Origin of the sequence: Larkinella humicola (assembly GCF_008727875.1) — a bacterium.
GTDB lineage: Bacteria > Bacteroidota > Bacteroidia > Cytophagales > Spirosomataceae > Larkinella > Larkinella humicola.
Genome location: NZ_VTWS01000006.1, coordinates 491,074 through 517,326, shown reverse-complemented (window position 1 = coordinate 517,326; position 26,253 = coordinate 491,074). Strand labels below are relative to the sequence as shown.

Sequence of the window (26,253 nt, the reverse complement as noted above, 5' to 3'; positions counted from 1 at the left end):
GTGAAGCAACTTATTTCGTTTTTTAACCATCCGTTGTTGAAACTGCCGGTATTTTTCGGGCTGTTGGCGGGGGTATTGTGTTTCGGGTATTTCCTGGCGCTCTACGCGCTGGGCATCATGCCGCTGGGGAATCATAAAGTGCTGGATTTTGGCTTTCAGATCATCATGATGGTGGCGGCAGTCTGGTACTACCGCAAGCACATCGGGAAGGGGTTTTTGCACCTGTGGGAAGCCCTGAGCATCTGTTACGTCGTCAATACGGTGGGGGCGATGCTGACCGCCTGGCTGATTTACCTCTTCCTGAAATACATCGACCCCGCGATTTTTACCCAGTACCTTGGCGAAATGCGGGAGCTGATCGTTTCGACCAAAGGGCGGCTGGTGGAAACACTGGGGCAGGCGGAATATGCGAAAATGCTGAAAAATGTCGATTTGATTACCCTGGAAACCCTCGTTGGTGACGAAATCAGCAAGAAAACCGTGCTGGCGATTTTACCCGTCCTGATCATTTCGTTACTTTTCAGGAGACAGGACTACAGCCTGTATAATCCAACCCCCGACTTGCCGAATCCTTCCGAATCCCCTAAATCAAACTGATAAAACACGCACTGAAATGGAAGAAAAACCCTCTACCGCTCGACTGGCCCTGAAATGGGGATTAATCTCCGGGGTTATTTTTATGGTGTATACCACCGCCATCAACGTCACCGGCCAATTTGCCAACACGGCGTTGCCCTGGCTCAGTCTGGTGATTTCCGTTGCGATTATCGTGATGGCGATGCGCGAATACCGCACGTTGAACGGCGGTTTTATGAGTTACGGTGAAGGCGTAAGTATAGGAACTCTGGTGTCGGTCATTTCCGGCTTGATCTCCGTCACCTACAACCTGATCTACACCTCGTTCATCGATCCAACCATTCGTCAGCAAATTCTGGACAATGCCCGGGAGCAGATGGAAAACCGGGGAATGCCCGACGACCAGATTGAACAGGCGATGGAATTTACCGAAAAACTCCAGGGCCCCGGTTTGCAGTTTCTGATCGGTATTCTGGTTGCCGCTATTTTTGGGGCGCTCATCTCGCTGATCGCAGCCGCTTTCATCCGCCGGAACCGTCCGCCTTTTTCAGATTTTCAAAATTGATAGAGAGGAAAGACGTTAGACAAGAGAAATGAACTTTTGCTTTTTGCCCCTAAATCCCCTAAAGGACGGTCGGCCGCTGCCGGACTTTTAGCATCCGGATTAAGCTGAGTCCAAGTCCCCTTTAGGAGATTTAGGGGCAAGAAGCAAAAGTATAAAGAATTATCAGACGTAAATCCTTAAGAAATGAGACAAAATATACCTGATAAAGCGTACGTCTTTGCTCTCTTGTCCAACCCCTCTCGTCTTATTAAACCATGCTCCCTGTTTTTCGGAAAGAAATCAACGGTTTTTTTAGCTCGCCGGTCGCCTATGTCATCATGGTCGTCTTTCTGACGGCGGTGGGGCTGATGTTGTGGGTTTTCCCGGACACCAGCCTGCTGGACTACGGCTATGCCGACCTGGGCGTTTTTTTCAACCTGACGCCCTACGTCATGCTGTTTCTGATTCCGGCCATTACCATGCGGTCCATTGCCGAAGAAGTTCGGGCGGGAACCATCGAGTGGCTACTGACGAAACCGCTGACCCGCTGGCAGTTGGTTCTGGCTAAATTTGGGGCCAACTGGCTGGTCGTGGTACTGTTATTGCTTCCCACGTTACTGTACTATTATTCGGTCTACCAACTAGGTAATCCGGTGGGTAATCTGGATTCGGCTTCGGTTTTCGGTTCCTACGTCGGGCTGCTGTTGCTGGGGGGCGTCTTTGTGGCGGTGGGTTTGTTCGCGTCCTCCATCAATGAGAACCAGGTGGTTGCGTTTGTGATTGGCGTATTTCTGTGCTTTTTGCTGTACGTTGGCATCAGTTCGGTGGCCGGTTTGTCGTTCTGGGGAACGCTCTCTTATCCACTCACCTGGCTGGCGCTCGATGCGCAGTACCAGGCGCTGGGGCGCGGTCTGATCGACTCCCGAAACGTGATCTATTTGCTCAGTGTAATTACGATTTTTCTAGTTCTGACCGAGTGGCGAATGACCGCCCTCACCCGCTGATATGCGACTCGAAGTGCTGGTAAAATGGGCCGCCATCGGCTGGACCATCATCATTTTCATGGGCTGTGCCTGGCCGAGTGATTATCCCTCTCCGGGAGTAACCGTAAATGACAAGTTCCTGCATGTTAGTATTTTTGGCCTCTGGGGTTTGCTCTGGGGAACCATCTACCGGTTTCCACTGCGACTTTTTATCATCGGTGTGGTTTATGGCTTTTTGATTGAAATCTATCAGTTGGTTATGCCCATCAACCGCGATTTTGAGTGGCTCGATCTGGCAGCCGATGCCGTTGGTGTTGCGGGAGGGCTGTTGGTCAGTACGATCCTGATGCGAAGGATCATGAAGGGTTGACCAATTACCTAATTTTCATTTTTCGATAAATTTGTTGTGAAATAGTAGGAAATAAAACGGCTTTCTTTTTTATTTGCTCATATATGTACCACATAAGTACATTAAATCGATGAAGATCACGGACATTACCACCCACCGGATTCGCCTGAGTGCCGAAGCCTGGTTTCATCCCCGGCCCATTCCGCCCGGACATGTTCCCTACTGGGAATTTCCGCTGACAACCCTGCACACCGACGACGGCATTGAAGGCTATACCATGGATTATGGGCCGCTGGGGCAGGGGCGGGCGTCGGCCTATGCCGTCCATGACGTCTACTACCACGAGCTGGTGGGGAAAGATCCGTTGAATCACGAAGCCATCTGGCAGGCTATGCGGTCGAAACAGCGGCATTTGTACAATCTTCGAGAAGCCATTTGGGGCAATCTGGATGTGGCGTTGTGGGACATCAAAGGCAAAGTCGCCGGGATGTCGATTGCCAAACTGCTGGGTCAATACCGGGACAAAGTACCCACCTATGTCACTTGTCCCCCCCAAACCATTCTGACAGTGGACGAAGTGGAACAGGAAGTCCGCCAAAAAATCGGACAGGGTTTTCGTGGGATTAAACTGCAACTGTCGGGTGGTTCGGCGCTGGACATTCCCCGCCTGCGGAAAGCGCGGGAGGTGGCGGGTGACGGGTTTCCCCTCATGCTCGATTCGTCGGCGGTGTTGACGTTTGAAGACGCGCTCAAAATTGGGTATGAGCTGGACGAACTTCGGTATGAATGGTTTGAAGAACCGTTTCCGGATGCGCACCTCGTGCTGCTGAAAAAACTGTCGCAAGCCATTCGCACCCCGGTTCTGGCCGCCGAAACCGTTGGCCTGTTTGAACTGCCGCACTACATGACCGAAGGTGCCATTGACCTCATTCGGGCGGATGTTCACCACAAAAGTGGCGTCACCGGGCTGATGAAAGCCATGGGCATGTGCGAGATGATGGGCTACGGGCTGGAAATTCATACGGCCGGTGCCCCGCTGCTGGATGTGGCGAACCTCCACGTGGGCTGTGCCACGAAGCTCTCGCGTTTTCTGGAAAGCCACCATCCCATGTTCCGGTTTGGACTGAAAACCGATCCGCTGGAAATTCGCGAAGACGGTTGCCAACACTGTCCCACCGGCCCGGGTCTGGGCGTCGACCTGGATTGGGATTGGCTCGATAACCATACCGTCGATGTAATCCGGGGATGCGCGTATTGAATCAGTCCTGAGTAGTCCTTAACCCGTATTATTTTTTCTGATAGAAATACAAAAACAGGGACTATTCTTGGAATTTTCTTTCTTTCTTTTCAATATTGTGTCATTATGTAGTACGTATTTACATAATAACAAAAGTCCTTTCCTAACACAACCTTACCTTATTTCGATTATGATCAATCCTCTATTTCGAGCCATCAGCTTGATTGGAATGCTGGCATTGCTGTTCAGCGGGCCGGACGCGTTGGCACAGGCCCGGCTTCAGGTGCAGGGTCGCATTGTCGGCGGAGATGGCGACGGCCTGCCGGGTGTCAGCGTCGTCATCAAAGGAACATCGACCGGCACGGTTACGGACACCGAGGGCAATTATACGGTTAGCGTTCCCGATCCGAAAAGCACGCTGGTCGTGTCGTTCATCGGCTACGTCAGTCAGGAACTCGCTGTCAACGGTCGGACACGGCTGGATGTGAAACTGCTGGAAGATGTGAAAGCGCTGAATGAAGTGGTCATTGTGGGCTACGCTGAACAGTCGCGGGCCAAAACCACGGCTTCGGTGTCGAAAATCGATGTACAGGAACTCCGCAACATTCCGTCGGCGAGCCCGGTTCAGGCTTTGCAGGGCAAACTGGCCGGGGTTTCGGTGCCGGTTTTGTCCGGACAACCGGGAGCGGCCGCCAGCATTGTCATCCGGGGTGGCACGACCCTGAATCCCTACGGAACCGGTTCGACCGGCAGTGGCACCAATCCGGTTTCCAGCATCCAGGCCAGCAATCCCCTGGTTATTGTCGACGGCGTTTTTCGGAGTTTTAATGATGTCAATCCCGACGACATCGAGTCGCTGCAGGTGCTTAAAGATGCGGCTTCGACCGCTGCCTACGGTGCGCGCGGAGCCAATGGTGTGATCATCATCAAAACCAAAACCGGTAAATTCAACGGTGGAAAAAGCAACGTAACCTTCCGGTATCAGCACGGGGTGGAAACTCAGGCCCGCAACTACAATTACCTGAATGCCAGAGAATACCTGAATCTGGCCCGCCGGACCTGGGCGCGTGGTCTCGACATTTTCGACATCAACCAGAAGCTGTATTCCGCCGGTAATTCGGCCACGACGCCTACTTACACGCAAAAAGGTCAGTATGGCAACGCGGTTTTTACGACCGCTTACCGGGACAACCTGGTGGCGGTTGAAGGACAGCCTTACGTCGATAACTTGCTGGCCAACGGCTGGGAAACGATGGACGATCCGGTCAATCCGGGCCGGACCATTATTTTCAAAGACAGTCAGTACCAGGATGTGGTTTGGAACACGGCCGCCACCAACAACTACAACATCGGAGTCGATGGCGGCACCGAACGTGCCAGTTACAACGTATCGCTGGGCTACATCGATCAGGGCGGGGTTTTTCTGGGTACAAACTACAAACGCTTCAGTTCGCTGGCCAACGCCAATTTCAAAGTGAGCGACCGGTTTCGGCTGGAAACCAACGTCTCTTACCTCTGGAACGACAATAAATTTCTGTCCAACAACCAGGTGCAGTTGACGCGCAGCGTGCGGGTGCCACCGCTGAACCGCCTGTATTACGACAACGGTTTACCGGCGCTGGGCGAAAGCGTATCGGTTCGAAACCGGCTCCACGAGTTGTATTACCAGGATTTAAGCTCCAACAACGACCAGACGACGTTCCGGCTGGCGGGTGATCTGGAAATCGCCAAAGGGCTGCATTTCCGCCCGTCGGCTTCGCTCTATATCGTTCAAAACCGCTATCTATTTTTTGAACGGGCTTTTCCCGGACAACAACGCCAGCGCGACAAGGCGGAAGAACTCACGCAGGACAAGCAGTTTATGACCGACCAGATTTTGCAGTATGACAACACGTTTGGCGGAAAGCACAACCTGACCGCCCTGGCCGGTTTCAACTTTACCCGCCGGGTTGAGTACAATTTGCGGGGAACGGGGCAGCGGTCTACGGATGATTACCAGACCACTTTTAACGGCAATCCGCCAACGACGGTGATCAACGGCGTTCAGCAACCGAATTTTGGGATAACGTCGGGGTACTTCGAAACCAAAACCGCCAGCCTTTTTGGACAGGTCAACTACGATTACGATGGCCGGTATCTGCTGGGTGCTTCGTTGCGGTACGACGGTTTTTCGAGTTTCGCGCCCAACAACCAGTACGCGCTGTTTCCCTCGGTTTCGGCGGGCTGGAATGTTCACCGGGAAAACTTCTGGAAAGTACAGGCGATCAATCAGTTGAAAGTGCGGGCGAGCTACGGGCAGACCGGTTTGTCCGGACTGAATTACACCGATACCTACGGTGGCTATGGTTCGGCTCCGTACGGCGGCAACGGCGGTATATTGCGCACCACACTCGCCAACCCGAACCTGCTCTGGGAAACCACCGAAACCATCGACGGCGGCATTGACCTGAACCTGTTCAACCGGGTGACGCTGATCGTGGATGTGTATAACAAACTGACCAAAAACCGCCTGGATAACCTGCCGTTGCCCACTGAAACCGGGTTTAACAGCATTCGCTACAACGTCGGTAAACTCCGCAACCGGGGCGTCGAGGTCGAGTTGGGGGCTACCGTCCTGAAAAAAGGCAACTTTGCCTGGAATACCAATTTCTCGTTTGCGTTCAACCGAACCACCATTGTTGAATTACCCGACAATGGCCGCGATAAAAACCGCATCAACGGCGGCTTGATTTATGACCCGGCCACGGGCCAGGACATCGAAGTCGGTGGCTACGCCGAGGGCGAGCGTCCCGGCGGTCTGTGGGCTTTTCAGTCGAACGGTATTTTTGCCACCGACGAAGAAGCCAAAAGCGCACCCAAAGATTTGCTCGTTACCAGCGTCGCACTCGGCAAACCCAAACACGGTGGCGACGTCAACTGGGCTGATCTGAACGGCGACGGGCAAATCGACGGCAAAGACCTGGTATTCATCGGCTACCGGGTTCCGGACAAGATTGGCGGGATGCAGAATACCTTCACCTGGAAAGGCTTCTCGGCCCGGTTTACGATGGATTATGCCCTCGGACACGTCATCAGCGACGGTGCGCTGGCCCGGGCGATGGGACAGGCAAGAGCTTCTAACGAAGGGGCACCCCGCGAGGCTCTCAGCGACGAAACCTGGCAAAATCCGGGCGAAACCGGGAAATACTACCCCCGTTTCAGCTTTGGCGATGCCGACTTTGGCTACCGGAACCACCTGCGGCAGGTGACGCAGGTCGGCTACAACCAGGTAGGGCTGGACGACGGTTACGGCAGCGATAACTCCATTTATTTCGCCAAGGGCGACTGGCTGGCTCTGCGGGAGCTTTCGTTTTCGTACCAACTGCCAACCGGCATCGCCCGCCGGATTTTTGCGGGCTCGGTTCAGCTCAACGCCGGGGTCTACAACATTGGGTATTTGACGAAATACAAGGGACTGAATCCGGAAGTGTACAAGGGGTACGATGAGGGCGGTTATCCGCGTCCGCGTCAATTTACGTTCGGAGCCACCATCCGGTTTTAATCAGGCATTCAATCGCTGCACTCATGAAAAAGACATTCATTCAATTCCTTTTGTTGACGGCGACGGGCTGGCTCGGCTCTTCCTGTCAGGATATTCTGGAGGTAAAACCGCGTTCGCAGATCACCAATCAGGTGTTCTGGCAGAGCGAAGGCGACTTCACCACCTACATGACCGGCATTTACCAGCGATTTCGGGGTCACATGAACGAGCAGGCTTTCGGCGAAGACCGGAGCGAACTGTACGTTCAGGGATCGTTGCCCCGGTTTTCGGCTTACTGGTCGCAGGTCATCAACGCCGGTAATTCGCGCGACTGGACAGCTTTTTACGGCACCATCGGACACGTCAATCTGTTGTTGCGGCAGATCGACGGTTTTCCGTTCACCAACGAGGTGGTCAAAAAACGGACGCAGGCCGAAGCCCTTTGCGTTCGGGCCTATCTATATTATTACATGGCCAAAATCTGGGGCGATGTGCCGCTGGTGCTCGAACCGGTGGTCGATGAGAATGTGCCGCTCGTGGCCCGAACCCCCGTTGCGGACGTTTTCAAGCAGGTCTTTGCGGATCTGGATCAGGCCCTTGCGCTCTTCCCCGAAGCCGGTTATCCGGACAAAAACCGGTTTTCAAAACCGGCGGCTTATGCCTTCAAAGCCGATGCAAAGTTGTGGACGGCCAAAGTGCTGGGGGGCGGCAATGCGGATTTGAACGAGGCTCTGGCGGCCATTGCGGAGGTTGAAAAATCGGGTGTGAGTCTGTTGCCGGTTTTTCGAAATGTCTTTTTGTCTACCAATAAAAAGAACGCCGAAGTGATTTTTTCGCTGTATTTCAACCGCAACGAAACGGGTAGCGATATGTATGCCCGGTCGGCCCTGCCGTTGGCAAACTATTCGGGTACAGCCGCCAATGCCGCCGAGTTGCCGCTGGTGAAAGAGCCGGGCAATGCGCAGGCGGGTTATGCCGCCAGTCCGGAAGCGCTGGCGTTGTTGGACATCTATCCGGGCGATGTTCGCCGGGAGGTGAGCTACATCTGGGAATTGCAGGGCACCAAAAAACTCATTGCCTGGCCCAATAAATTCCGGGGGACGTTGTACGCAGAAGACCGGCTGGCCGACGATGACGTGATTCTGTACCGCTACGCCGACCTGTTGCTGCTGAAAGCCGAAGCATTGGCGGCTCTGGGGCAGTCGGCACCGGCCTTGGTTGAACTCAACAAAGTCCGGAAACGGGCCGGCGTGGCTGACTTCACAGTGACCGATAAAAAGACGCTGGAAAAGGAAATTCTGGACGAGCGTGGCCGGGAGTTTTTCCACGAAAACAAACGCTGGTGGGATCTGGTCCGCTTCCACAAAGGCGGCACCATCAATGTCTACGAACTCGTGCCGAACCTGCGGGGAAAAACCACACCTTTGTATTGGCCGGTAGCCACGCGCGTGCTGTCGCTGAATAATCTCATTAAGCAGACCGAAGGGTATTGATGCAGAGGCTAAATTGAATGATTTCCTAAATCCTTATTTTTAAAACCAGGACTTTCGCTTTTGCCCCGTTCCCCTAAAGGGGACTTTTAGAATCTGGAAGAGGTGCGTCCAAGTCCCCTTTAGGGGAACGGGGCAAAAGCGAAGTTATCCGACCTAAGTCCTAAAAACATGCGAATCTTCGTTTATTTCCTGTCTCTGAGTGCGTTGCTGGCGAATTGCCGAACCGCAAACCGCCCCACTCAGGTGAGTGAGAAGCCGGTTTTTGAAACCACGGCTACGGTTTTCGATCCGGGAACGTCTTACGCAACGACCCGCATTCCGGCTTTGGTGATGACCACCAAAGGCTCACTGCTGGCGTTTTGTGAAGCCCGTGTCAACAATTCCGGCGACTGGGCCGACATCGACATGATCATGCGCCGGAGCACGGATGGCGGAAAAACCTGGGAAGAGAACGTGATCATTGCCGCCCGTGAAACCAAACGGCCGACGTCCAATTGCACCCCCATTGTCGACCGCGACGGCAAAACGATTCATGTGCTCTATCATCGGAACTACAGCAACTGCTATTACGTCCGCTCGACCGATGACGGCAAAACCTGGTCGGCACCGAAAGAAATCACCTACGCCTTTGACCAGTTTCGGCCCGAATACAACTGGAAAGTGCTGGCACCCGGCCCCGGCCATGCCATTCAGCTTCAGAACGGGCAACACAAGGGGCGGCTGGTGGTGCCGGTCTGGCTCTGCGAACCGAATCCCAAAATTCCGGGGGGTGACCACCGACCTTCGTGCGTGGCTACCATTTACAGTGATGATTTTGGCCAGACCTGGAAACGCGGAGCCATCGTGGCCAACACCACCCCGGAAATCAAAAATCCGAGCGAACACGTTGCCGTCGAAACCGCCGACGGGCGGGTGATGCTCAACATTCGCACCGAATCCGCACCGCACCAGCGGATGATTGCCTACAGTCCGGACGGTGCAACGAACTGGACGAAGCCGGTTTTTGATGAGGAGTTGTTCGACCCGGTTTGTATGGCCAGCCTGATTCGGGTGAGCAGCCCCGGCAAGGGCGGAAAAAACCGTATTCTATTCGTGAATCCAGACAGCCAAAATGATCCGGAATACCTCAACAAGCGCAACGATTTTCGCAAACGGCAGAACCTGACGGCGAAGCTGAGTTATGACGATGGACAGTCGTGGCCGGTGCAGAAAGTTATCGATGCGGGCAAGGCGGGGTATTCCGATCTGGCCGTTGGTCCGGATGGCATGATGTATTGCCTTTACGAAACCAACGAAGGTTCAACCGAAACCTGGCGGTATCGCATTGTGCTCAAACGCTTCAACCTGGCCTGGCTCACGGATCAGAAAGATCAGGTCAACATGGTGTCTTCTACCCGCTAAATCTTATGAGTTATTTCCTGAAACAATCAGTAAAGTACTGGATTCTAACGGTTTTGATGAGTTCGTCGGCTTTGCTTACCGTAGCCCAGCCTTACAGCCCAAACCTCCCGATTCTGGATGTGTCCGGCGAGAAAAACCGGCACACGGTTATTGCCCGGGGAACGGAGGAAATCTACCAGGGGCACCCGACAACGGTCTTGATGCCCGACGGCAAGACGCTGTTTTGTGCCTGGTCGTTCGATCACGGGGGCAAATGCGGCCCGCTGGCGAAGAGCACGAACGGCGGTGTTCAATGGGAAATGATCCCGACGCCCGCCGACTGGAGCACGACCTTCAATTGCCCCAGTATTTACCAGTTAACGGACAAAGCCGGGAAGGCGCGTCTGATGGTGTTTGCGGCCCGTCCGGGCATGTCCCAGACCTGGAGCGAAGACGGCGGCAAAACCTGGACGCCCGTCAAAAGTCTGGGAAAACCGTGTGTCATGGCCTTTTCGAGCATTGTCAAACTACAGAACGGCGATTATCTGGGTCTGTATCATCGGGGGCCGGACGACAAGGACAAATCTCCGCTGAAAATCTGGCAATCGATCTCGACGGACGGCGGAGTGACCTGGGGCGAATCGGTGATGGTGGGCGAAATGGAAGGCCGCTCGCCCTGCGAACCCGCCGTGTTTCGCTCGCCCAACGGCAAACAATTGCTGTGTCTGATGCGGGAAAACCAGCGGAAAGGCCGGGCGTTGATGATGACGTCGGAGGACGAGGGGAAAACCTGGTCGAAGCCGGTCGAAACGCCCTGGGGGCTGACCGGCGACCGCCATATGGTGCGGTATACGCCGGACGGTCGGATTGTGTCGGTTTTTCGGGATATGGCCCCCAATAGCCCCACCAAAGGGCATTTTGTGGCCTGGGTGGGAACGTACAACGACATCATCAATGGGCTTTCGGGCCAATATCGGGTGAAACTGCTGCATAATTACGCCGGAACCGATTGCGGGTATCCCGGTCTGGAACTCCTGCCCGACGGTACGCTCGTGGCAACAACGTACATCAAATACGAACCCGGAACGAAAAAGCATTCGGTCGTCTCCGTCCGGTTCAAGCTCGACGATTTCGACAAAAGGCTATAAATAGAAAGCGAGTAGAATTGACCAAAACACCATGAACGTACCAAAAACCGAAGGACTGTTGTCCGCACCATTTACCCCCTTTTACGAAGACGGTTCCCTCAATCTGGAATTAATACCGGTTATACTTGACAAAATGGTTGCCGATGGGCTGAGTGGCGCCTTCATCTGTGGCAGCAACGGCGAAGGCCCCAACATGACGACACAGGAACGTATGACCGTGGCCGAAGCCTTCGTGCAGGCATCAGCGGGGCGGTTGCCCATCTGGGTACACGTCGGGCATTCGAGTATTCGCGAATCGCAGGCACTGTTGCAACACGCGTATTCGATCGGGGCCGATGCCGCTTCGTCGGTCGCTGCGTTTTACTTCAAACCCACATCGGTTCAGAATCTGGTCAGCAGCATGGCCGAAATCGCGTCGGCAGCACCCGAAATGCCATTTTACTATTACCACATTCCGACCCTGACCGGTGTAGGCATGGACATGGTTGAATTTCTCCGGTTGAGCGAAAAACAGATTCCCAACCTGCGCGGAATTAAGTATACGGCCACGACAATCTGGGAATACCAGGTGTGTCTGCGGTATGCCAACAGCCGGTTTGACGTCTTGTACGGATACGACGAAATGTTGCTGCCAGCCCTGAGCATTGGGGCAAAAGCAGCCATTGGCAGCACGTACAATTTTGCCGCTCCGCTGTATCTGGAAGTCCAGCGGCACTACAAGGCCGGACAGATGGAGCAGGCGCAGGAGGGCATGGCCCACCTGATCGAGATGATCCGGGTGATGACCCAATTTCCGCCCATCCCGGCCCAGAAAGCCATCATGCACATGCTCGGGTACAACGTAGGGCCGTGCCGTCTGCCGTTGACGCGGCTTTCGGAGAAACAGTATGACGAGTTGTATACCGAACTGGAAACGATCGGCTTCTGGCAACGGCTCCGCACGGCTTCGGAAATTCCGGTCGTGCTGTCGGCGACTGCTACTCCCAATGGCCAATCCTGAGTCGGTTTTTGAACGGGCTGGATGGCCCACCAACGCGGTTTTTTATAGACGTTATGACTCGAAACGGGTTTCTTGTTCTTCTCTTTTCAATGGTATATGATCTTGCTTTGGCGCAATCGCTGACCTGGCGAACGTTGCCTTCCGTTCCCGATCCGGTGGGGTTTGCGGGTTCTGTTGCCGGAATCAGCAACGGGGCTTTGCTGGTAGGAGGGGGCGCTAATTTCCCCGATAATGTGGGTCCCTGGGGCAAAACGCCAAAAACCTGGTACGACGATCTGTTTGTGCTGGAAAAACCGGACGGTTCCTGGAAAAAAGTGGGCAAACTGCCGCGAAAAATGGGGTACAGCGTGGCCCTGACGGTGCCTGATGGTATTTTGTGCATCGGCGGTGCTGACGGCGAGCGGCATTATCCGGATGTATTGGTATTGCAATACCAGCATGGACAGGTGACGGCTAAAAGCCTGAGTCCGCTGCCGTTGCCACTGGCGAATGCCTGCGGGGCGGTTCTCAACGGAATCGTTTATGTAGCTGGCGGCATTGAAACGCCGACCGACACCACCGCCGAAAACCTTTTTCTGAGCCTGGATTTGCGCCAACCCGAAGCGGGCTGGCAGCGGTTACCCCCCTGGCCGGGGCCGGGCCGAATGCTGGCGGTGGCCGGGGCGCAGGCCGGGAAATTCTTTCTCTTCAGCGGTACGGAAGTCTTTGCGGAGCCAAAAACCGGAGCGATCAAACGCCGGTATCTGGCCGATGCGTATGCCTACGACCCCGCGCAACGGACCTGGGCACGCCTGGCCGATTTGCCGAATCCCACCGTTGCCGCGCCCTCACCCGCTTTTCCCCTTGGACAGGCCCAACTGCTGGTGCCGGGTGGCGACGACGGGGCCAATGCCGACCGGAATCTGATTCTGAAAGAAAATCATCCCGGTTTTCGCACCGAAGTTCTGGCCTACCACACCCCGACCAATACCTGGACGGTTACTGGCAACGTCATTCCCAAAACCGGGTCGAATGATCGCACGGAGAAACCAGTGTTATGGGCACCCGTTACGACGCCCGCGGTGGTCTGGGACGGAAAGTGGGTTCTTCCCGGTGGCGAGGTACGACCCGGCTTTCGCACCAACCGGGTACTCATCACCAGCCCCACAACCCCATGAATCAACCCCGCAACGTACCGGATCTGAAACCGTCTACCGGCTACAAACCCTGGAAAAACCTGCGCTGGTGGGTGCTGGCGGTTTTGTTTCTGTCGGGCATCGTCAACTACGTGGATCGCAACGTGCTGTCGTTCACCATGATTGACCCGTCTTTCAAGCGGGATATGCTGGGGCTTCCTGCCGACGCGGTTCTGACCCCGGCGCTCGACGGGCAGTTTAAGGAGCAGATGGGGTTTGTCGATGCGGCTTTCAAAGCGGCCTATGCGTTGGGCTTTCTGCTGACGGGCTGGCTCACCACGCGGCTGGGCCTTCGGCGGGGATTTTCGCTGTTTGTGATGATCTGGAGTCTGGCTGGTATGCTGACCTCGCTGGTTGGCTCGATCCGGTCGCTGGCGTTGGCCCGGGCGGGGCTGGCCGTTGGCGAGGCCGGGAATTTTCCGGCGGCTACGCGCACGGTGTCGGAATGGTTTCCGCAAAAGGAACGCTCGATTGCGTTTGGTATTTTTAACGCCAGCGGCAACATCGGGATCATTCTGACGGCCTGGCTCGTGCCGTTCCTGACGCTGCAATACGGCTGGCGAAGTTGCTTTCTGCTCACCGGTTTACTCGGTATCGGGCTGCTGGTGGCCTGGCTGTTGATTTACCGCCCGCTGGCCGAACATCCCCGTTTGTCGCCCGGCGAACACGCTTTGATTCGGGCCGATGAGGTTCCCGAGCCGGAGCGGGCTTCCGTGTCCTGGTGGCAACTGCTGCGCTACCGCCAGACCTGGGCGTATGCGGGATGCAAATTTCTGATCGACCCGGTTTTCTGGATTTATCTGACCTGGTTGCCCGATTTTTTCAACAGCAGCGAAGCCCTGGACCAGAAGCTCGACCTCAAAAATCTGGGGTTACCGTTTCTGGTGATTTACCTCGTTACCGATGTGGGCAGTATTTTCTTCGGCTGGCTATCAAGTTACTTTCTCAAAATCGGCTGGTCGGTCAACCGCGCCCGCAAGATCACCTGGCTGATTTGTGCCCTCTGCGTGGTGCCGATTGTGCTGGCCGCTCAGACGCACAGTTTAGGGGTGGCCATTGGCTTGATTTCACTGGCTACGGCAGCTCACCAGGGTTTTTCGGCGACCTTGTTCGCCAGCGTCACCGATCTTTTTCCCAAACCGCTGGTGGCTCAGGTCACGGGAATTGGGGGGGCGGTCGGGGCTATTTCCGGCGTTCTGCTGGCGCTGGTGGCGGGTATCATCCGCGTTCGGTATGGGTATTTTCCGCTGTTTGTGGTCGCTGCCTGCTCGTATCTGCTCGCGCTGGGGATCATTCATCTGCTGGTTCCGAAAATGGAACGGGTCGTTCTGGCTCCTGACTGAAAAGCCGGTTTCAGTAGGTTCACGGTTTCAAAACCGTCAGAACCGGTGGCCCCACCGGGTGTTCACAGGTGAACGTCTGGCCCAACAGCTTCGCCACCGTAGCCGCCAACTGGTTCTGAAACAAGACTGGTCCGCCGGACTGTTCGCCGGTGGGTGGCGTGTCCGGGCCGATCACGGCGAACCACATCTGGTAGGAATCCGGTGTTTTGGCACCGTGACCTTTCCAGGTGGCTTTCGGCGTGTGGCCCCGTCCGTGGTCGGTGGTCAGGATGAGCGTGGTTTTTCCGGCGTATTGCGGAATTTGCTGGATGGTTTTCCAGAGGTCGGCCATGAACGCATCGGCGGTGTTCACCATGCGCAGATCGTCGGCATACCGCCCGGCGTGGGCCAGCCCGTCGGTTTCGTCAAACTGCATGAACAGCACCCGGGGGCGGTTTTGCAGCAGGTAGTTTTTGGCGGCATAATAGGTCAGGAAATCGCTGCGGACGGATTTGTCCCAGACCTGCGCGGGAATGGTCGTCATCATGCTGTTGAGCAGCGAATCGGTGGCGGTTTTTGGGGATGGAATCAACTCGTTACCGGCACTGGCGAAAATACCGGTTTTCTTCTCGTTTACAGCCGCTTCGATCACATCCCAGGATGAAAAAGCCGCAATCCGGCCCTTGTAATCGGGTTGGTTATGGAGAAATTCGAGAACGGTGGTATTCGGATTGTCGATTTTATCATTCGACTTGATGCGGTCGTCGGCATAACCGGAAAGAATTTCGTTGTACCCCGGATAGCTGAACCAGTACGGATTTGAGGCATTGACGCGGCTGTTTTTCAGGCGGTTCCCGTAAAGCTGCCCTTCTTTGGCGACGGTATTCCAGAAGAACGGAAACAACCGCTGGCGTCGTTCCCGGGGTGTGGCCGCCCAGAAAAACTTTCGTGCCGTGGCCGTGTCGGGCGAATAAGCCGGGTCGAACAACAGCGTCGAATCAGCACCGGAAAACACCTCCTGCCAGCGAACCCCGTCGAGCGTAACCAGAATGACGTTTTGCGTTTGCTGCGCCGTGGCGAAAGAAAGGCTGCTGATGACCAGAAAAAAAGCCAGCGTGAAAATTCGTATCGGTTGGTTCATACCGGAAAGCAGTAAGCTAATGAACCGGTAAAATACTGAAAAGCCGTTAGAACCGCTGGCGTTCAGCTTGTTAAATTTTTGTAAAGATTTAGACAGTCGCTAACTGAATGTTAATCAGCCTACCGCAAAATAACCGCCGAAAAAATGTTTATCAGCCCACAGCTTTAGCTGTGGGTCAAGCGAAAAGTAACTCCCTGCTACCAGAACCGTTTTAACGGTTTCATCGTCCGACAAACCGTTAAAACGGTTTCGTAATGATTCGGTTTCGTGTCAGTTTACCCACAGCTGAAGCAGCGGGCTGATAAACATTCATTTCGGCGGTTAAATTTGGACTTCCAAACCGCCCAACGTTTTGGTTACGTATCCGACGTAATGTACAATTTCAATCGGATGCGGTCGGTGGTGCTTTGCCGGTTTCCAAACGCGACGCGTTGAATCATGGTCTTCATCGTACTCTGTCCGGTCGGAACCTTCAGCAACATCGGCCGGTTGACAGACAGCCCTCTCATGACCTGGTTGACGTAATGGGTGATGTTGAAGACGTACGCATCCTCCAGTTCGATGGCGTTTGGCAAATACGAATAGCTGGCGACGGCGGCCGATGCACCGGTGGAAAAACCGGGAACGGCTTCTAAAGTTTCGTTTTGATTGTTGGTGAAATACAGTGCCAACTGGTCGGGGGGCGCATTGTTGTCGCGCACATCCCGCCGGATGGGTTCGATAATCAGTTCCGCGCGGTTCAGGCCAATGAAGTTTTCCGGTTTGATAAACTCACTCAGCGACGGGATTTCGAGTCGGGTGGACAGAAACGCACCGGGCACGACGAACGATGAATTTTGCGTCGTTCGGCTGGAAACTGCATCCGATGCGCGTTGCAAGGCCTGCAAAGGCGTTCCGCTCCGGTTGTTGGTCAGTTGGGTAAATTGCGACGACTGGAACGGAAAGAGCAGATTACCCGCCGTCTGGCTGATGTCGTTGCCCCGGTAATACAACCGGATGCCGGAAAGCGATGAGGTGAGGTTTAACCCCAGAAAGACATTGCTGGCCGCTGGACTCAAAAACGCAAACCCCTTCCAGTAATCAGACATGGATTCGCTGCTGTTGATCTCCTTGCTAACTAGCTTGGCGTAAAACGACTGCGCCAGTGCGTCGGGGATCCGAACCCGAACCTGCCGGATTTCTTCCTTGAATTGGGGGAGAAAGGTGGTGGTAATCAATGGTGTGGCGTTATAGGCGACCGATTGCGTGTTGTAATGAACCGCCCCGATATCGAGCGGCTGCCGAAGCTGGTGAATCTGAAGCGTAAACGGTTTCAGGGTGTCGCCCACCGAATAACCGTACACCATTTCCAGCACCAGCGAGTCGAACCGGATGCCCTTCTGATCGGGTAAATCGTTGGTGACATACGATAAGGACGCAAATCCCCGGCCTTCCATCTGGCCCGTCTGGGAGTCGGTCCAGCGCCCCACCAGAATCGTGCTGTCGGACGAGGTAACAAACGAGTCGGGGGCCATGATGGTCGACAGATTGACCGTTACCGTGTCGATGTACTGGAGTTCCATTTCGTCGGGATTGATCAGATTTTGGCCGACGTCCAGATCCCCCGACATGCAGCCGGAAATCAACATTCCGGCCACCATCGGTAGCGCTAAGCGCAGTAAAGTTCGCATGTATTTTTTCTAAAGTAGGGGGGACTAAATACTGTATAGTAGTTTACGGTTTTCAGTGGCTGGCGCATTCTGGTTGAAGCACGCGTCAGCCACCGTAAACCGTAAACTGAAAACCGTAAATCGATTACGGAACTGCTATGCCCAGCTGGCTGAGTTCCGGCGGGGTGAGCGTGGGTGGGAATTGCCCCTGACGCAGCTTGGAAACAACGCATTCACCCACTTTTCGGGCCAGGGCTTCGCTGGCAAAACCGCGTTGCCCCGGCAGACCCGGCACCGTCGGCTGGTCGATCACGGTTTTGCCGTTCAGCATAACCTGATACCCCCAGCCCGTCGGTGCCTGGGTCGTTTGAAGCTCATACTGCGATTTTTGACGGAACAGGCTGTACGTCGTAACAATAGCCAGCCCGATCAATAGAATCGCCAGGGACTGAAATTTTTTGCCTTTCATGAGCCCATCAATTCGTGTCCGTGTCCTGTTCAACGGTGGGGTCAAATTCCCAGAGGTCGTCGAACCGGCCGGAACCGCTGCTGCCGGTGGTGACGTAGCCTTTGCCGTTGATGGAGAATCCAAAGGCATATTGTCGGGCCGATCCTTCGAATATGCCCTGCTCATACCAATCGTCCGTGGCAGCGTCATACACCCAAACCGCCGTGCTGCCATCCCCGAGGGTTACGTAGCCTTTGTTCCCAATTGAAAACCCAACGGCGTAGCTGCGTTGTACCAGTTCATCACTTTCAAAATCACCTTTTTCGATCCACTCATCTTTGGTCGCATCGTAAGCCCACCAGTCTTTTTCGGCCGATCCGTTGTTGTTGCCGGTTCCGACATACGCCAGTCCGTCGATCACGAACGAGAGGGCTCCCAGTCGTTTCGCCCCGCCGTAGCTGGCTGTTTTCTCCCAGGTATCTTTGGTGGGATCATACGACCAAAAGTCTTTCAGATAATTCCCGTCGAAACCGGTGCCCACGTAGCCTTTGTTGCCCACCGAAAACGCCACCGCGTTGCGTCGGGCGGTGCCACCGAAGTCGGCGATGCGTTTCCAGGCGTTCGAAGCAGGGTCAAATTCCCAGAAATCTTTCAGCCGGTCGCTGTTGGCATTCAGACCCGTACCCAGATAGCCTTTCGTGCCGACGGCAAAACCAACGGCGGTATTGCGGGCTTCTCCGCCAAAATCGGCCAACTGCGTCCAGGTGTTGCGGGCCGGGTCATACGACCAGAAATCCTTCAGCCGGTCGTTGTCGGCGTTAGTACCGGTACCCATGTAGGCCACATTGTTCAGCACAAAACCGGCTACGGCGTTTCGGGCCACGCCTTCAAAATCAGAACGGCGATTCCAGTCGCCCAAAACCGCAACGTCGTCTTCGGAGGAGCAACTGCTCAGTATAGCGCCCCACAACACCCAGATTAAGGTGTAGGAAAAAGCCGGAATCAGGATCGAAAAACGATTCTTAAAAAATGAGCTTACCGTCGAGGGTTTAGAGCGCAACACGCGGGGAAATGAAATTTTCATAGAAAAAAGGGGAAAGTGAGTAAACAGAAAAGCCCGTTACCGATGGGGCAACGGTGAAAGAAAATGGATGTTAATTGTTTTTAGAATCAATACGCATGAACTTACAATTGAGTACGCCGTCGTTTTTCGCTGACCGGTTCCGGTCGGTTGCCCCGCAGATTGAAGATGCCCGGCATTTTTCGCAGGTCATAGCGGAGGGCGTAGACGTATCGCAAGGATACGCCTACGCTCCAGCCGCTGCCGTCGGCCCGAAGGACGGCGGATTGCGACTCTCCGCGGTTTACGGTGTATAACAGGTTGGTTGTGATTGAGTTACTAAGTCCCCAGTATTTCCGGGCAAACAGACTGAGTTCGGCTTTTCCGCCCAGCTTGACGGTATATTCGGCCGAGGCTTCGGCCATACCATTCAGGCGCGGACTCAGGCGGGTTGCCCCAAAAATCTGGAGGGTGTCGACCCGGGTGCGGCTGGTGCGGCCAAAACCGCCCCCGGAACCACTGTAGCTGTAGCCTTCCACCAAAAAGTTGCTGACTTGCTGGCCATTGTTCGGCACCATCCAGACCCCGGCTCCGAGCCACAAGCCGGAGCGACGGGCGGTTCGGTTGCCCAACCGCATCAGCCGTTTGCCGCGTACCACAAAACCGTGCTTGTTGTTCTCAAAGCGCAGGTCGAGGGCGTTCGAACCGGTGCCCACCACCAGCGTATTGTGAATAGGCGAACGGGCGTAGCCGCCTTCCACCGCCCAGCGTTCGTTGCCAACCCAGCCCACAACGGCACTCCAGCCGGTTTGCGTAGTGGATTTTGTACTGATCAATCCGTTGAAGGTTTGGTCAAGCTGCCCTTTGTCGGTTCGAAAAAAACCGTCTCCTCCGATGTACCAACGCTCCCGGATATACGTTTCGCCGTAGCGGGCGATTAGCTTCGTCATTTCGGCCCGGCGTTCTTTCGCCGATCGGTACTCGGGCGTGAATTCCCCCGCAGACGCCCCCGCCGGGCGATAGTAGTCGGTGATTCCCTGGGCAAAAGCCGGGCAGACAAGGAGGGTTAGCCAGAACGTAGTCAGAGCGGTTTTCATGGAGAAAAGGCAGCTTAAAGGTGTTTTATAGGGTACTGGGTTTAAAGGTTGGTAAGCTTTTGATCATTCGCCCTCCGCCGGCTCTGCGCTGGATCGACGACCCCAGGGCGGGCAGGCGGTTGGGTTCGGCAACACCCCGCCGGGCAATGCGGCTTCCGGTGATCTGGTAAAGTGCTTCATTGAGCAGGGGTTCGCTGACGTCGCCCAGCGGTTGCAGGTTGAGCGGTTCCTGAACCTCCACCGCGGGCGTAAAACCGGTGGAATAATCGGACTGGCCGAGGCTGTTGAATGACTTAAAAACGATTGGCTGCATACCCCATTTGATGTTTCCGGAATCATCGACTATCGTGATAGACCCCACATTTTTGCCATAGGTTGTAGTGCCAATGGTCGTTACCGTCATGTAAGGGCGTAATCCATTGATAATCAGTTCGCTGGACGAAGCGGTTCCGTCGGTGGTCAGCACGAAAACCCGCTGGAGGTTGCTGCCAATGTTTTGCGATTTGGTAACAAACCGCTGGATAAAGAACTCATCGCCGTATTCCTGCTGGAGATAAGGCGTCAGGGTAGAGTTCCATTCTTCGCGGAAATAGATTTTCGTTCGGTCGACATTTTTTCCGATCAAACTGGCCAGATTGGCGGATGAGGACGTATAGCCGCCCGGATTGTAGCGCAGATCCAGCACCAGTTCGTTAACGCCTTTGGCTTTGAAGTTGCTGAAAATGGCATCGACCTGATCGTCATATTCCGAACCGTTGCTGTTGTTGGGCGCCGGAACAAATTGATTGTAAACCAGATAGCCGACGGTTTTTCCGCCAACGGTGTAGACCGAATCCATGAAAACCGGGTTGGCCTGAAAAACCGTAGCCGTTACAGCGCGGGTCAGATCCGTATCGACCAGCGTGCTGTTTTGCAATTCGGCCAGACCAAAGGAGAACGTTGTGCCGCCCGAATAGAGCAACGAAACGTAGTTGGACGTCGTGATGGTTTGACCGTTCACTTTGCTGATGATGTCGCCCCGTTTGAAGCCAGCAGCGGCTGCCGGGGAGTTGGGTAAAACATACAAAACCTGTGCAATCACGTTGGTAGAACCCTGCGAGCGCAGGTAAAGCATGAATTCCATGCCGGTGGTGGTCGATTCTCCGCTCAGCGACGCCGACAGATCATCCGCATTTTCCTCGATCCACGAAAACCGGTCGCCGTCGGGTCGGGCGGTGGCGTCGTAGGCGTAGAGAATGGAGTCGAAGAAATCGGAGGGCGCGATCGTCAGATCCGGGCTGGCCGGGATTTTGTCATTCCAGTAATAATATTCCCGCATGTTTTCCAGAATCCATTTGTTGATGGTCTGGTTTTCGGAGGAGGTGGTGGTCGTTGGTTCAACAAGGTCGGTTTCCTTGCGACAGCCCGCCAGCAGCGTAGCGGATAGCAAAACCATTCCCCACCAGGCAGGAACACTGCGCAGCGTATTGTTCATAGGAGATCCAATTCAGGTTGTATTCAAAAAGTATGAGTCATTCACCGCATCAATTTGGCACCCTTCGCCACCGCACCGCATCCTGTTTTCGGAGAAGGGTGCCAAATCGATTCATCAACGCCGTTGTTTCAACACCTGTTTGAAGGTGCCGTCGGCCTCAAAAAGCAGGGCTACCGGTTTTCCATCGCTGGTTTTCACAACGACCACCAATTGCCCGTCGGCATTTTTGGCCGCATCTTTAATCGTCGAACCTGCATACGTTGTTGTGATGTAGGTCGTAACGGCAGCGGGCAGGTCGGCAACGGCAACGGCCGTAAACTTGCCACGCAACGGTTTGGAAACTTCCTTGTTGAAGGTTCCGTCGGTGTTGAAGAGCAGCGTTTTCGACTGATCGCTCACCACCAGCATCACCAGGTAGCCACGGGTACTGTCTTTGGCTGCGGTTTTCACCTCGGCTCCGGCATAATTTGTACTGATGTAACTGGTGATGGCAGACGGCAGGTCAGCGACGGCAATCTGTTCCAGCGTTCCTTTTTTGCCACCGCCTTTTCCGTGCGAACCGCCTTTTCGGCCGGGGCCGTCTTTCAGGGCTAATTCTTCGTTAAAAGTGCCGTCGGCGTTGAATAACAGGGCTTTGGTTTCGCCATTTTGCGTGATGGCTACCAGGAAGTTACCCGTATCATCTTTCGCGGCATAATCAACGGTGGCGCCGGCATAGTTGGCTGAGATGTAACCGCTCACCGCTGTCGGGAGGTCGGTTACGGCGATTTTCGTAACTTTCTTCTTGCAGAAGAACCCGGAACTGTCGGACGCCAACCGGGCGGTGCTGGTGGCCGAGATTACCGAATCGGTGTCCGGTGTGACGGTTTGCTGGCTTTGGTTGCAGCCATACAGGCCAGCCACGATAACGGTCAAGGCAATGAACAGGGGTTTTTTCATGGTTTTGCTGGAAGTATATGATGGTGGTTGGTAATGCTGGGTTGAGCGTCAGGTATCCTGTTTCAGCGGACCGGTGGTCATGCTGGGTTCCGTTCGGTAAAAATCATACAACCGTCGTCCGATCAGTTCGTGGCTGATGGCGTTGAGCCGTTCACGATCACCGGTACTGAAAAACTCTTCACGGGAATCGACCAGTGCCTGAACATCGAACACCCGGAATCCCCGGTGTTGGCCTTCACTTTTAAGGATGGCACTGCCCTTGCGTCGCAACCAGCCACTGACCGGTTCGCGGTGGGGGAAAGGCGTCATCAGAATAACCCGGCTGCGGTGAAACCGGAGTGTCTCCAGAATAAGCGACAAATGGGCGTATACTTCGTTCAGGGGCCGAATGGCACTCAGAACGGATTGTATGCGTAACTTCCACGCCATTACATGCTCCACGAACCGGGTGCCGGCGGTGGGGCGGAGGGCCAGCCGCGAATCGCGCAGGTGGCGGTTGGCAATTTGCAGAATGATCAGGTCATAGCGTCGGAGCGGAACCCGCTGCAACACTTCGGCGATGGTGCTGATGGCCATCGGTGCATGGTAGGTCACAATTACTTCCTGCCCCCCGCGTTCCAGTTGCTGCACGAACTGATCGATGTAGCTCTGCCGGGAGTTGAGGCCCGAGTCGTAATGGAGACTATCCGCAATGACCAACAGATGTATTTTCATTGCTTTAGAATTTCAGGTCGAGGTCGAAAAAAGCGGGAGACTCATTTGGGAGCGAACCGTTTTTTTCGACGATACAATTGACATTACGCCTGGAAAACCGGCACCGTTGCAGACCAAATCGAAAAAAATGTAGAAATTGAGAGATTGAAAAAAAATAAAAAATAGTGCCTGGTTGCTGCAACAGCCGGTCGGTTTTTGACGTATTGGGATGATATGAGTGAATCATTTACTTAAATCGTTACGGCCTTGTTCTTTCGAAAGCGCCCTTCCTTCGCGGAAAACGATATTGATAGTATTATTGAAGCCTGCCGCAACCATGATGCGCAGGCTCAACGTGTTTTATTTAAAAAGTTTTATGGCTATTCCAAAAGTATTTGCCTGCGGTATTCGGCTACGACGGAGGAAGCCGAAGAAGTCTTGAATGAGAGCTTTCTCAAAGTATTTCAACGACTGCATCAATACGATGCTACTCATCCTTTCAAAGCGTGGCTGCGGTCGATTCTGATCAATACCGCCATCAGTTATTACCGCAAATACCACAAATTAGACATGAGTTCGTTGGAGGCCGGTCAGGATGTGCCGTTCGAAGACGATGTGATTGGCCAGATTTCGGCCGACGAAATTCTGGCGCTGGTGCAGCAACTGCCGCCAGCCTACCGTACTGTGTTTTCGATGCATGTAGTAGATGGCTACAGTCTTCGGGAAATTGCCGAGGTGTTACAGAGCAACGAAGCCACGATCCGTTCGCATTTTTTACGGTCGCGGCAACGTCTTCAACAGGCCATTCGGTCTGCGTACCCACACCTGTTTCCATCCGACCCCGCGATTCCTATTCGTTACTATGAAAACTGATAAATTTGAGGAAAATATACGACAAAAGCTGGAGGGGATAGACCCTCCGTTCCAGGAGACCGATTGGGTGCATCTTCGGTCTGTTCTGCGTCGCAATGGCGTACCTTCCATCGGCGGGGCGGTTACGCAGTGGCTTGTGCCGATGATGAGTGCCGCCACAGTGGCCGGGCTGGTTATTCTGGCGGTGTGGCAATACCGTACCAATCAGAAACTGGCACAAACCGTTCATTCTCTGAAGGATAGCGTCACGATTCTGCAACAGGCCCCGCTGGAAACACCGGTCGCCCAGTCGCCAAAAACCGATACGGTCTACATCACGCGCGAGATTCTCGTTCCATCACCCCGGTTGAGGCCTTCTGTTCCGGGTGTTCAGCGGGATGATGATCGCGAACTGGCCAACCGTCTGGAAGCAGATCCATCGGCAACGAACTCCACCGACAAAAACCCGCCCGCCGAATCGACTCCAGGTCGGAATCGAAACCGGTTGGAAGGCAAAGCTTTACCGGATCGGTTCGGCCCGAAAGAGCGCCTGACAGAATCTGAACCCGGGCTGAATGGATCGGAATCGGATCCCTCAAAAACCGGTCGTGTACTTTCGGAGCAATCGGAGCGAAACACGCTTCCTTCAGGTCGTTTGCCGCAATCTGCCACGGATCGCTGGAATCGGAACCCGAACCGGTATTCGGGACGGCAGAAACCCACCGGTTTGGAAACCTCCCGGCCGTTGTCAAGCGGTGTTTCGGGTTCGGTAGATGTTCCGGGAAACAACGGGTCGACAACGGGTTCAGCGGAATCCGCTTCTATCTCCTGGGAGCCGGTGCTGAATCGGCCGTTGAAATTTGATTCCAGTTATTACGTCGAAAACTACCAGCGCCGGGTCCGGCGAATCCGGCCGTTGGCAACGCATTCGGCCGTTGCGACCTCTTCGGGTTCAAAACCGGGGGTGGAAGAGCGGCAGCGTTTCGTTCATTTCCGGATTGGGGGCAGTGCGCAATTGAGTGGCGGTCAGTCAGGTTACGGGCTGGCGAGTGAAGTTCTGATGGGGGATCGGTTGACGATTGGCATCGGATTGACGCGCCTGAGTGTTTCGGGCGAAGAGTATATTACGGAAGGACAGTATTTTATCAAGAAAAAAACTGAATTCCGGCGGGATTATCCGGGTAAAGTGCCTGGGGACAAGCGCATTGAAATTTTGAACATTGCCCGCAGTGGAAAGACCTGGCAATTACCGGTCACTTTTGGGTATCGTCTGCCGGTCGGGAATTCTTTTACGATTACGCCCTCCGTTGGCGCGAGCTTCAGTCTGGAAGCCCGCGAGAAAATTTCGTACACCAACCGGATGGGACCGTATGAATTTATGGCGCAAAAGTTCTACGAGAAGTGTTCTCCCGCCGTCTATAATAACTGGCTCGTGGGGGTTGCTTTCGAGAAGCAATGGAGTCACTGGGTGATTCAGGCCAATCCGTATTTGTCAAGCCCTTTGTTGTCTACGCAGTTTAGTTTGAATCACACTTCGGCCGGGATGCGCGCGCGGTTGTTGTATCAGTTTTGAGATCGTATTTAAAGCGAAATGTTGTTCGTAGGTCTACAAAAGATCTTTGCGTACGTAAACCGAAACGCCGGATTCTTGTGTCAACAACCGGTACTTATCGGCAATAACCTGTTTTAGCGCTGGATTTTTTTGGTGTATAACCCATTCGGGATTCTCAAAAAAACGGTTTGCTTTTACCTCATCGATGAAGACGGAAGGGTTGTTTCGTTTCAGGTCATCTACGTACTCCCGACCGTAATAGGCAATGAGTTGAGGGTCATGAATCGTGCCTAATGAATTCGTTTCCATACATCGGATTGAGTGATTTTCTTTCGTGCCCTGTCTCAATCCGCTTAGGGTATGATACCGCATATTCCACCCCCAGACGACCAGGCAATCGGTTGGTTTTGAATACTTTTTGATTAGACCGAGGATTCGTGTTTCAAGCAAGGGAGCTGAAACCATTGTGAAATTTTGGTTTTTCCTGGGAAGCTTTAAGAAGTACACTCCAGTAGAACCCAGGAGCAAACCTGTGGTGAGAATGACTGTTGTCCGGTAGGGATATCCGTGATCGCATTCCGACTTCAGAATCTGATTTATACCGGATCAAGAAGAAAAGTT

Annotated in this window: 23 protein-coding genes; 14 read left to right on the top strand and 9 right to left on the bottom strand. The window is 54.3% G+C overall.

Going from position 1 to position 26,253, the window contains the following annotated elements:
* The 12 genes from F0P93_RS23690 to F0P93_RS23635 all read left to right on the top strand — a co-directional run bounded on the left by F0P93_RS23690 (position 1) and on the right by F0P93_RS23635 (position 14,748).
* A complete protein-coding gene (locus tag F0P93_RS23690; RefSeq protein ID WP_150880207.1) occupies positions 1-597 on the top strand; it encodes a DUF4199 domain-containing protein in 597 nt (198 codons plus the stop codon).
* Positions 598-613: 16 nt separating this feature from the next.
* Positions 614-1,141, top strand: coding sequence for a DUF4199 domain-containing protein (locus tag F0P93_RS23685; protein WP_150880206.1), 528 nt, complete (start codon positions 614-616; stop codon positions 1,139-1,141).
* Between the two features lie 254 nt (positions 1,142-1,395).
* The gene (gene gldF, locus F0P93_RS23680) at positions 1,396-2,124 is read left to right on the top strand and encodes a gliding motility-associated ABC transporter permease subunit GldF (RefSeq protein WP_150880205.1); all 729 of its coding nucleotides are present in this window, start codon (positions 1,396-1,398) and stop codon (positions 2,122-2,124) included.
* A 1-nt stretch (position 2,125) separates the two neighbouring features.
* The gene (locus F0P93_RS23675; protein WP_150880204.1) at positions 2,126-2,473 is read left to right on the top strand and encodes a VanZ family protein; all 348 of its coding nucleotides are present in this window, start codon (positions 2,126-2,128) and stop codon (positions 2,471-2,473) included.
* A 109-nt stretch (positions 2,474-2,582) separates the two neighbouring features.
* The gene (locus F0P93_RS23670; RefSeq protein WP_150880203.1) at positions 2,583-3,710 is read left to right on the top strand and encodes a mandelate racemase/muconate lactonizing enzyme family protein; all 1,128 of its coding nucleotides are present in this window, start codon (positions 2,583-2,585) and stop codon (positions 3,708-3,710) included.
* 169 nt (positions 3,711-3,879) lie between these two features.
* Positions 3,880-7,230, top strand: coding sequence for a SusC/RagA family TonB-linked outer membrane protein (locus tag F0P93_RS23665; protein WP_150880202.1), 3,351 nt, complete (start codon positions 3,880-3,882; stop codon positions 7,228-7,230).
* A gap of 23 nt (positions 7,231-7,253) precedes the next feature.
* Complete coding sequence (locus F0P93_RS23660; protein ID WP_150880201.1) at positions 7,254-8,702, top strand: RagB/SusD family nutrient uptake outer membrane protein; 1,449 nt, start codon at positions 7,254-7,256, stop codon at positions 8,700-8,702.
* Positions 8,703-8,870: 168 nt separating this feature from the next.
* Entirely contained in the window at positions 8,871-10,103 is a 1,233-nt protein-coding gene (locus tag F0P93_RS23655) for a sialidase family protein (protein WP_150880200.1), read from the top strand.
* A 5-nt stretch (positions 10,104-10,108) separates the two neighbouring features.
* A complete protein-coding gene (locus F0P93_RS23650) occupies positions 10,109-11,230 on the top strand; it encodes a sialidase family protein (RefSeq protein WP_225309612.1) in 1,122 nt (373 codons plus the stop codon).
* A 31-nt stretch (positions 11,231-11,261) separates the two neighbouring features.
* A complete protein-coding gene (locus F0P93_RS23645) occupies positions 11,262-12,230 on the top strand; it encodes a dihydrodipicolinate synthase family protein (RefSeq protein WP_150880199.1) in 969 nt (322 codons plus the stop codon).
* A gap of 89 nt (positions 12,231-12,319) precedes the next feature.
* Positions 12,320-13,387 carry a galactose oxidase gene (locus tag F0P93_RS23640; RefSeq protein ID WP_150880198.1) on the top strand — a complete coding sequence of 356 codons (1,068 nt, stop codon included), beginning with the start codon at positions 12,320-12,322 and terminating at the stop codon, positions 13,385-13,387.
* Entirely contained in the window at positions 13,384-14,748 is a 1,365-nt protein-coding gene (locus F0P93_RS23635) for an MFS transporter (RefSeq protein WP_150880197.1), read from the top strand. The genes F0P93_RS23640 and F0P93_RS23635 overlap by 4 nt, the downstream gene beginning before the upstream one ends.
* Positions 14,749-14,767: 19 nt before the next feature.
* Here F0P93_RS23635 and F0P93_RS23630 read toward each other — a convergent pair whose 3' ends face one another.
* From F0P93_RS23630 to F0P93_RS23595, 8 genes are all read right to left on the bottom strand, one after another.
* Entirely contained in the window at positions 14,768-15,868 is a 1,101-nt protein-coding gene (locus tag F0P93_RS23630; RefSeq protein ID WP_150880196.1) for an alkaline phosphatase family protein, read from the bottom strand.
* 356 nt (positions 15,869-16,224) lie between these two features.
* The gene (locus F0P93_RS23625; RefSeq protein ID WP_150880195.1) at positions 16,225-17,538 is read right to left on the bottom strand and encodes a DUF4270 family protein; all 1,314 of its coding nucleotides are present in this window, start codon (positions 17,536-17,538) and stop codon (positions 16,225-16,227) included.
* 124 nt (positions 17,539-17,662) lie between these two features.
* Positions 17,663-17,986 (bottom strand): DUF4907 domain-containing protein, encoded by a 324-nt coding sequence (locus F0P93_RS23620; RefSeq protein WP_191908901.1) that lies wholly within the window; start codon positions 17,984-17,986, stop codon positions 17,663-17,665.
* Positions 17,987-17,993: 7 nt separating this feature from the next.
* Entirely contained in the window at positions 17,994-19,049 is a 1,056-nt protein-coding gene (locus F0P93_RS23615) for a Kelch repeat-containing protein (protein WP_150880193.1), read from the bottom strand.
* 101 nt (positions 19,050-19,150) lie between these two features.
* A complete protein-coding gene (locus tag F0P93_RS23610; RefSeq protein WP_150880192.1) occupies positions 19,151-20,122 on the bottom strand; it encodes a hypothetical protein in 972 nt (323 codons plus the stop codon).
* A gap of 25 nt (positions 20,123-20,147) precedes the next feature.
* Complete coding sequence (locus tag F0P93_RS23605; RefSeq protein ID WP_150880191.1) at positions 20,148-21,596, bottom strand: S41 family peptidase; 1,449 nt, start codon at positions 21,594-21,596, stop codon at positions 20,148-20,150.
* 114 nt (positions 21,597-21,710) lie between these two features.
* Positions 21,711-22,535 carry a PepSY-like domain-containing protein gene (locus F0P93_RS23600; protein WP_150880190.1) on the bottom strand — a complete coding sequence of 275 codons (825 nt, stop codon included), beginning with the start codon at positions 22,533-22,535 and terminating at the stop codon, positions 21,711-21,713.
* Positions 22,536-22,583: 48 nt separating this feature from the next.
* Positions 22,584-23,249: an SGNH/GDSL hydrolase family protein gene (locus F0P93_RS23595; protein ID WP_150880189.1), complete on the bottom strand. Its 666-nt coding sequence runs from the start codon at positions 23,247-23,249 to the stop codon at positions 22,584-22,586.
* A gap of 246 nt (positions 23,250-23,495) precedes the next feature.
* On the opposite strand from F0P93_RS23595, the gene F0P93_RS23590 reads away from it, so the two are divergent.
* The gene (locus F0P93_RS23590; RefSeq protein WP_150880188.1) at positions 23,496-24,101 is read left to right on the top strand and encodes an RNA polymerase sigma factor; all 606 of its coding nucleotides are present in this window, start codon (positions 23,496-23,498) and stop codon (positions 24,099-24,101) included.
* A complete protein-coding gene (locus F0P93_RS23585) occupies positions 24,091-25,653 on the top strand; it encodes a hypothetical protein (RefSeq protein WP_150880187.1) in 1,563 nt (520 codons plus the stop codon). The genes F0P93_RS23590 and F0P93_RS23585 overlap by 11 nt, the downstream gene beginning before the upstream one ends.
* A gap of 33 nt (positions 25,654-25,686) precedes the next feature.
* Here F0P93_RS23585 and F0P93_RS23580 read toward each other — a convergent pair whose 3' ends face one another.
* On the bottom strand, positions 25,687-25,941 hold the full coding sequence (locus F0P93_RS23580; protein ID WP_150880186.1) for a hypothetical protein: 255 nt from the start codon (positions 25,939-25,941) through the stop codon (positions 25,687-25,689).
* Positions 25,942-26,253 lie beyond the last annotated feature (312 nt).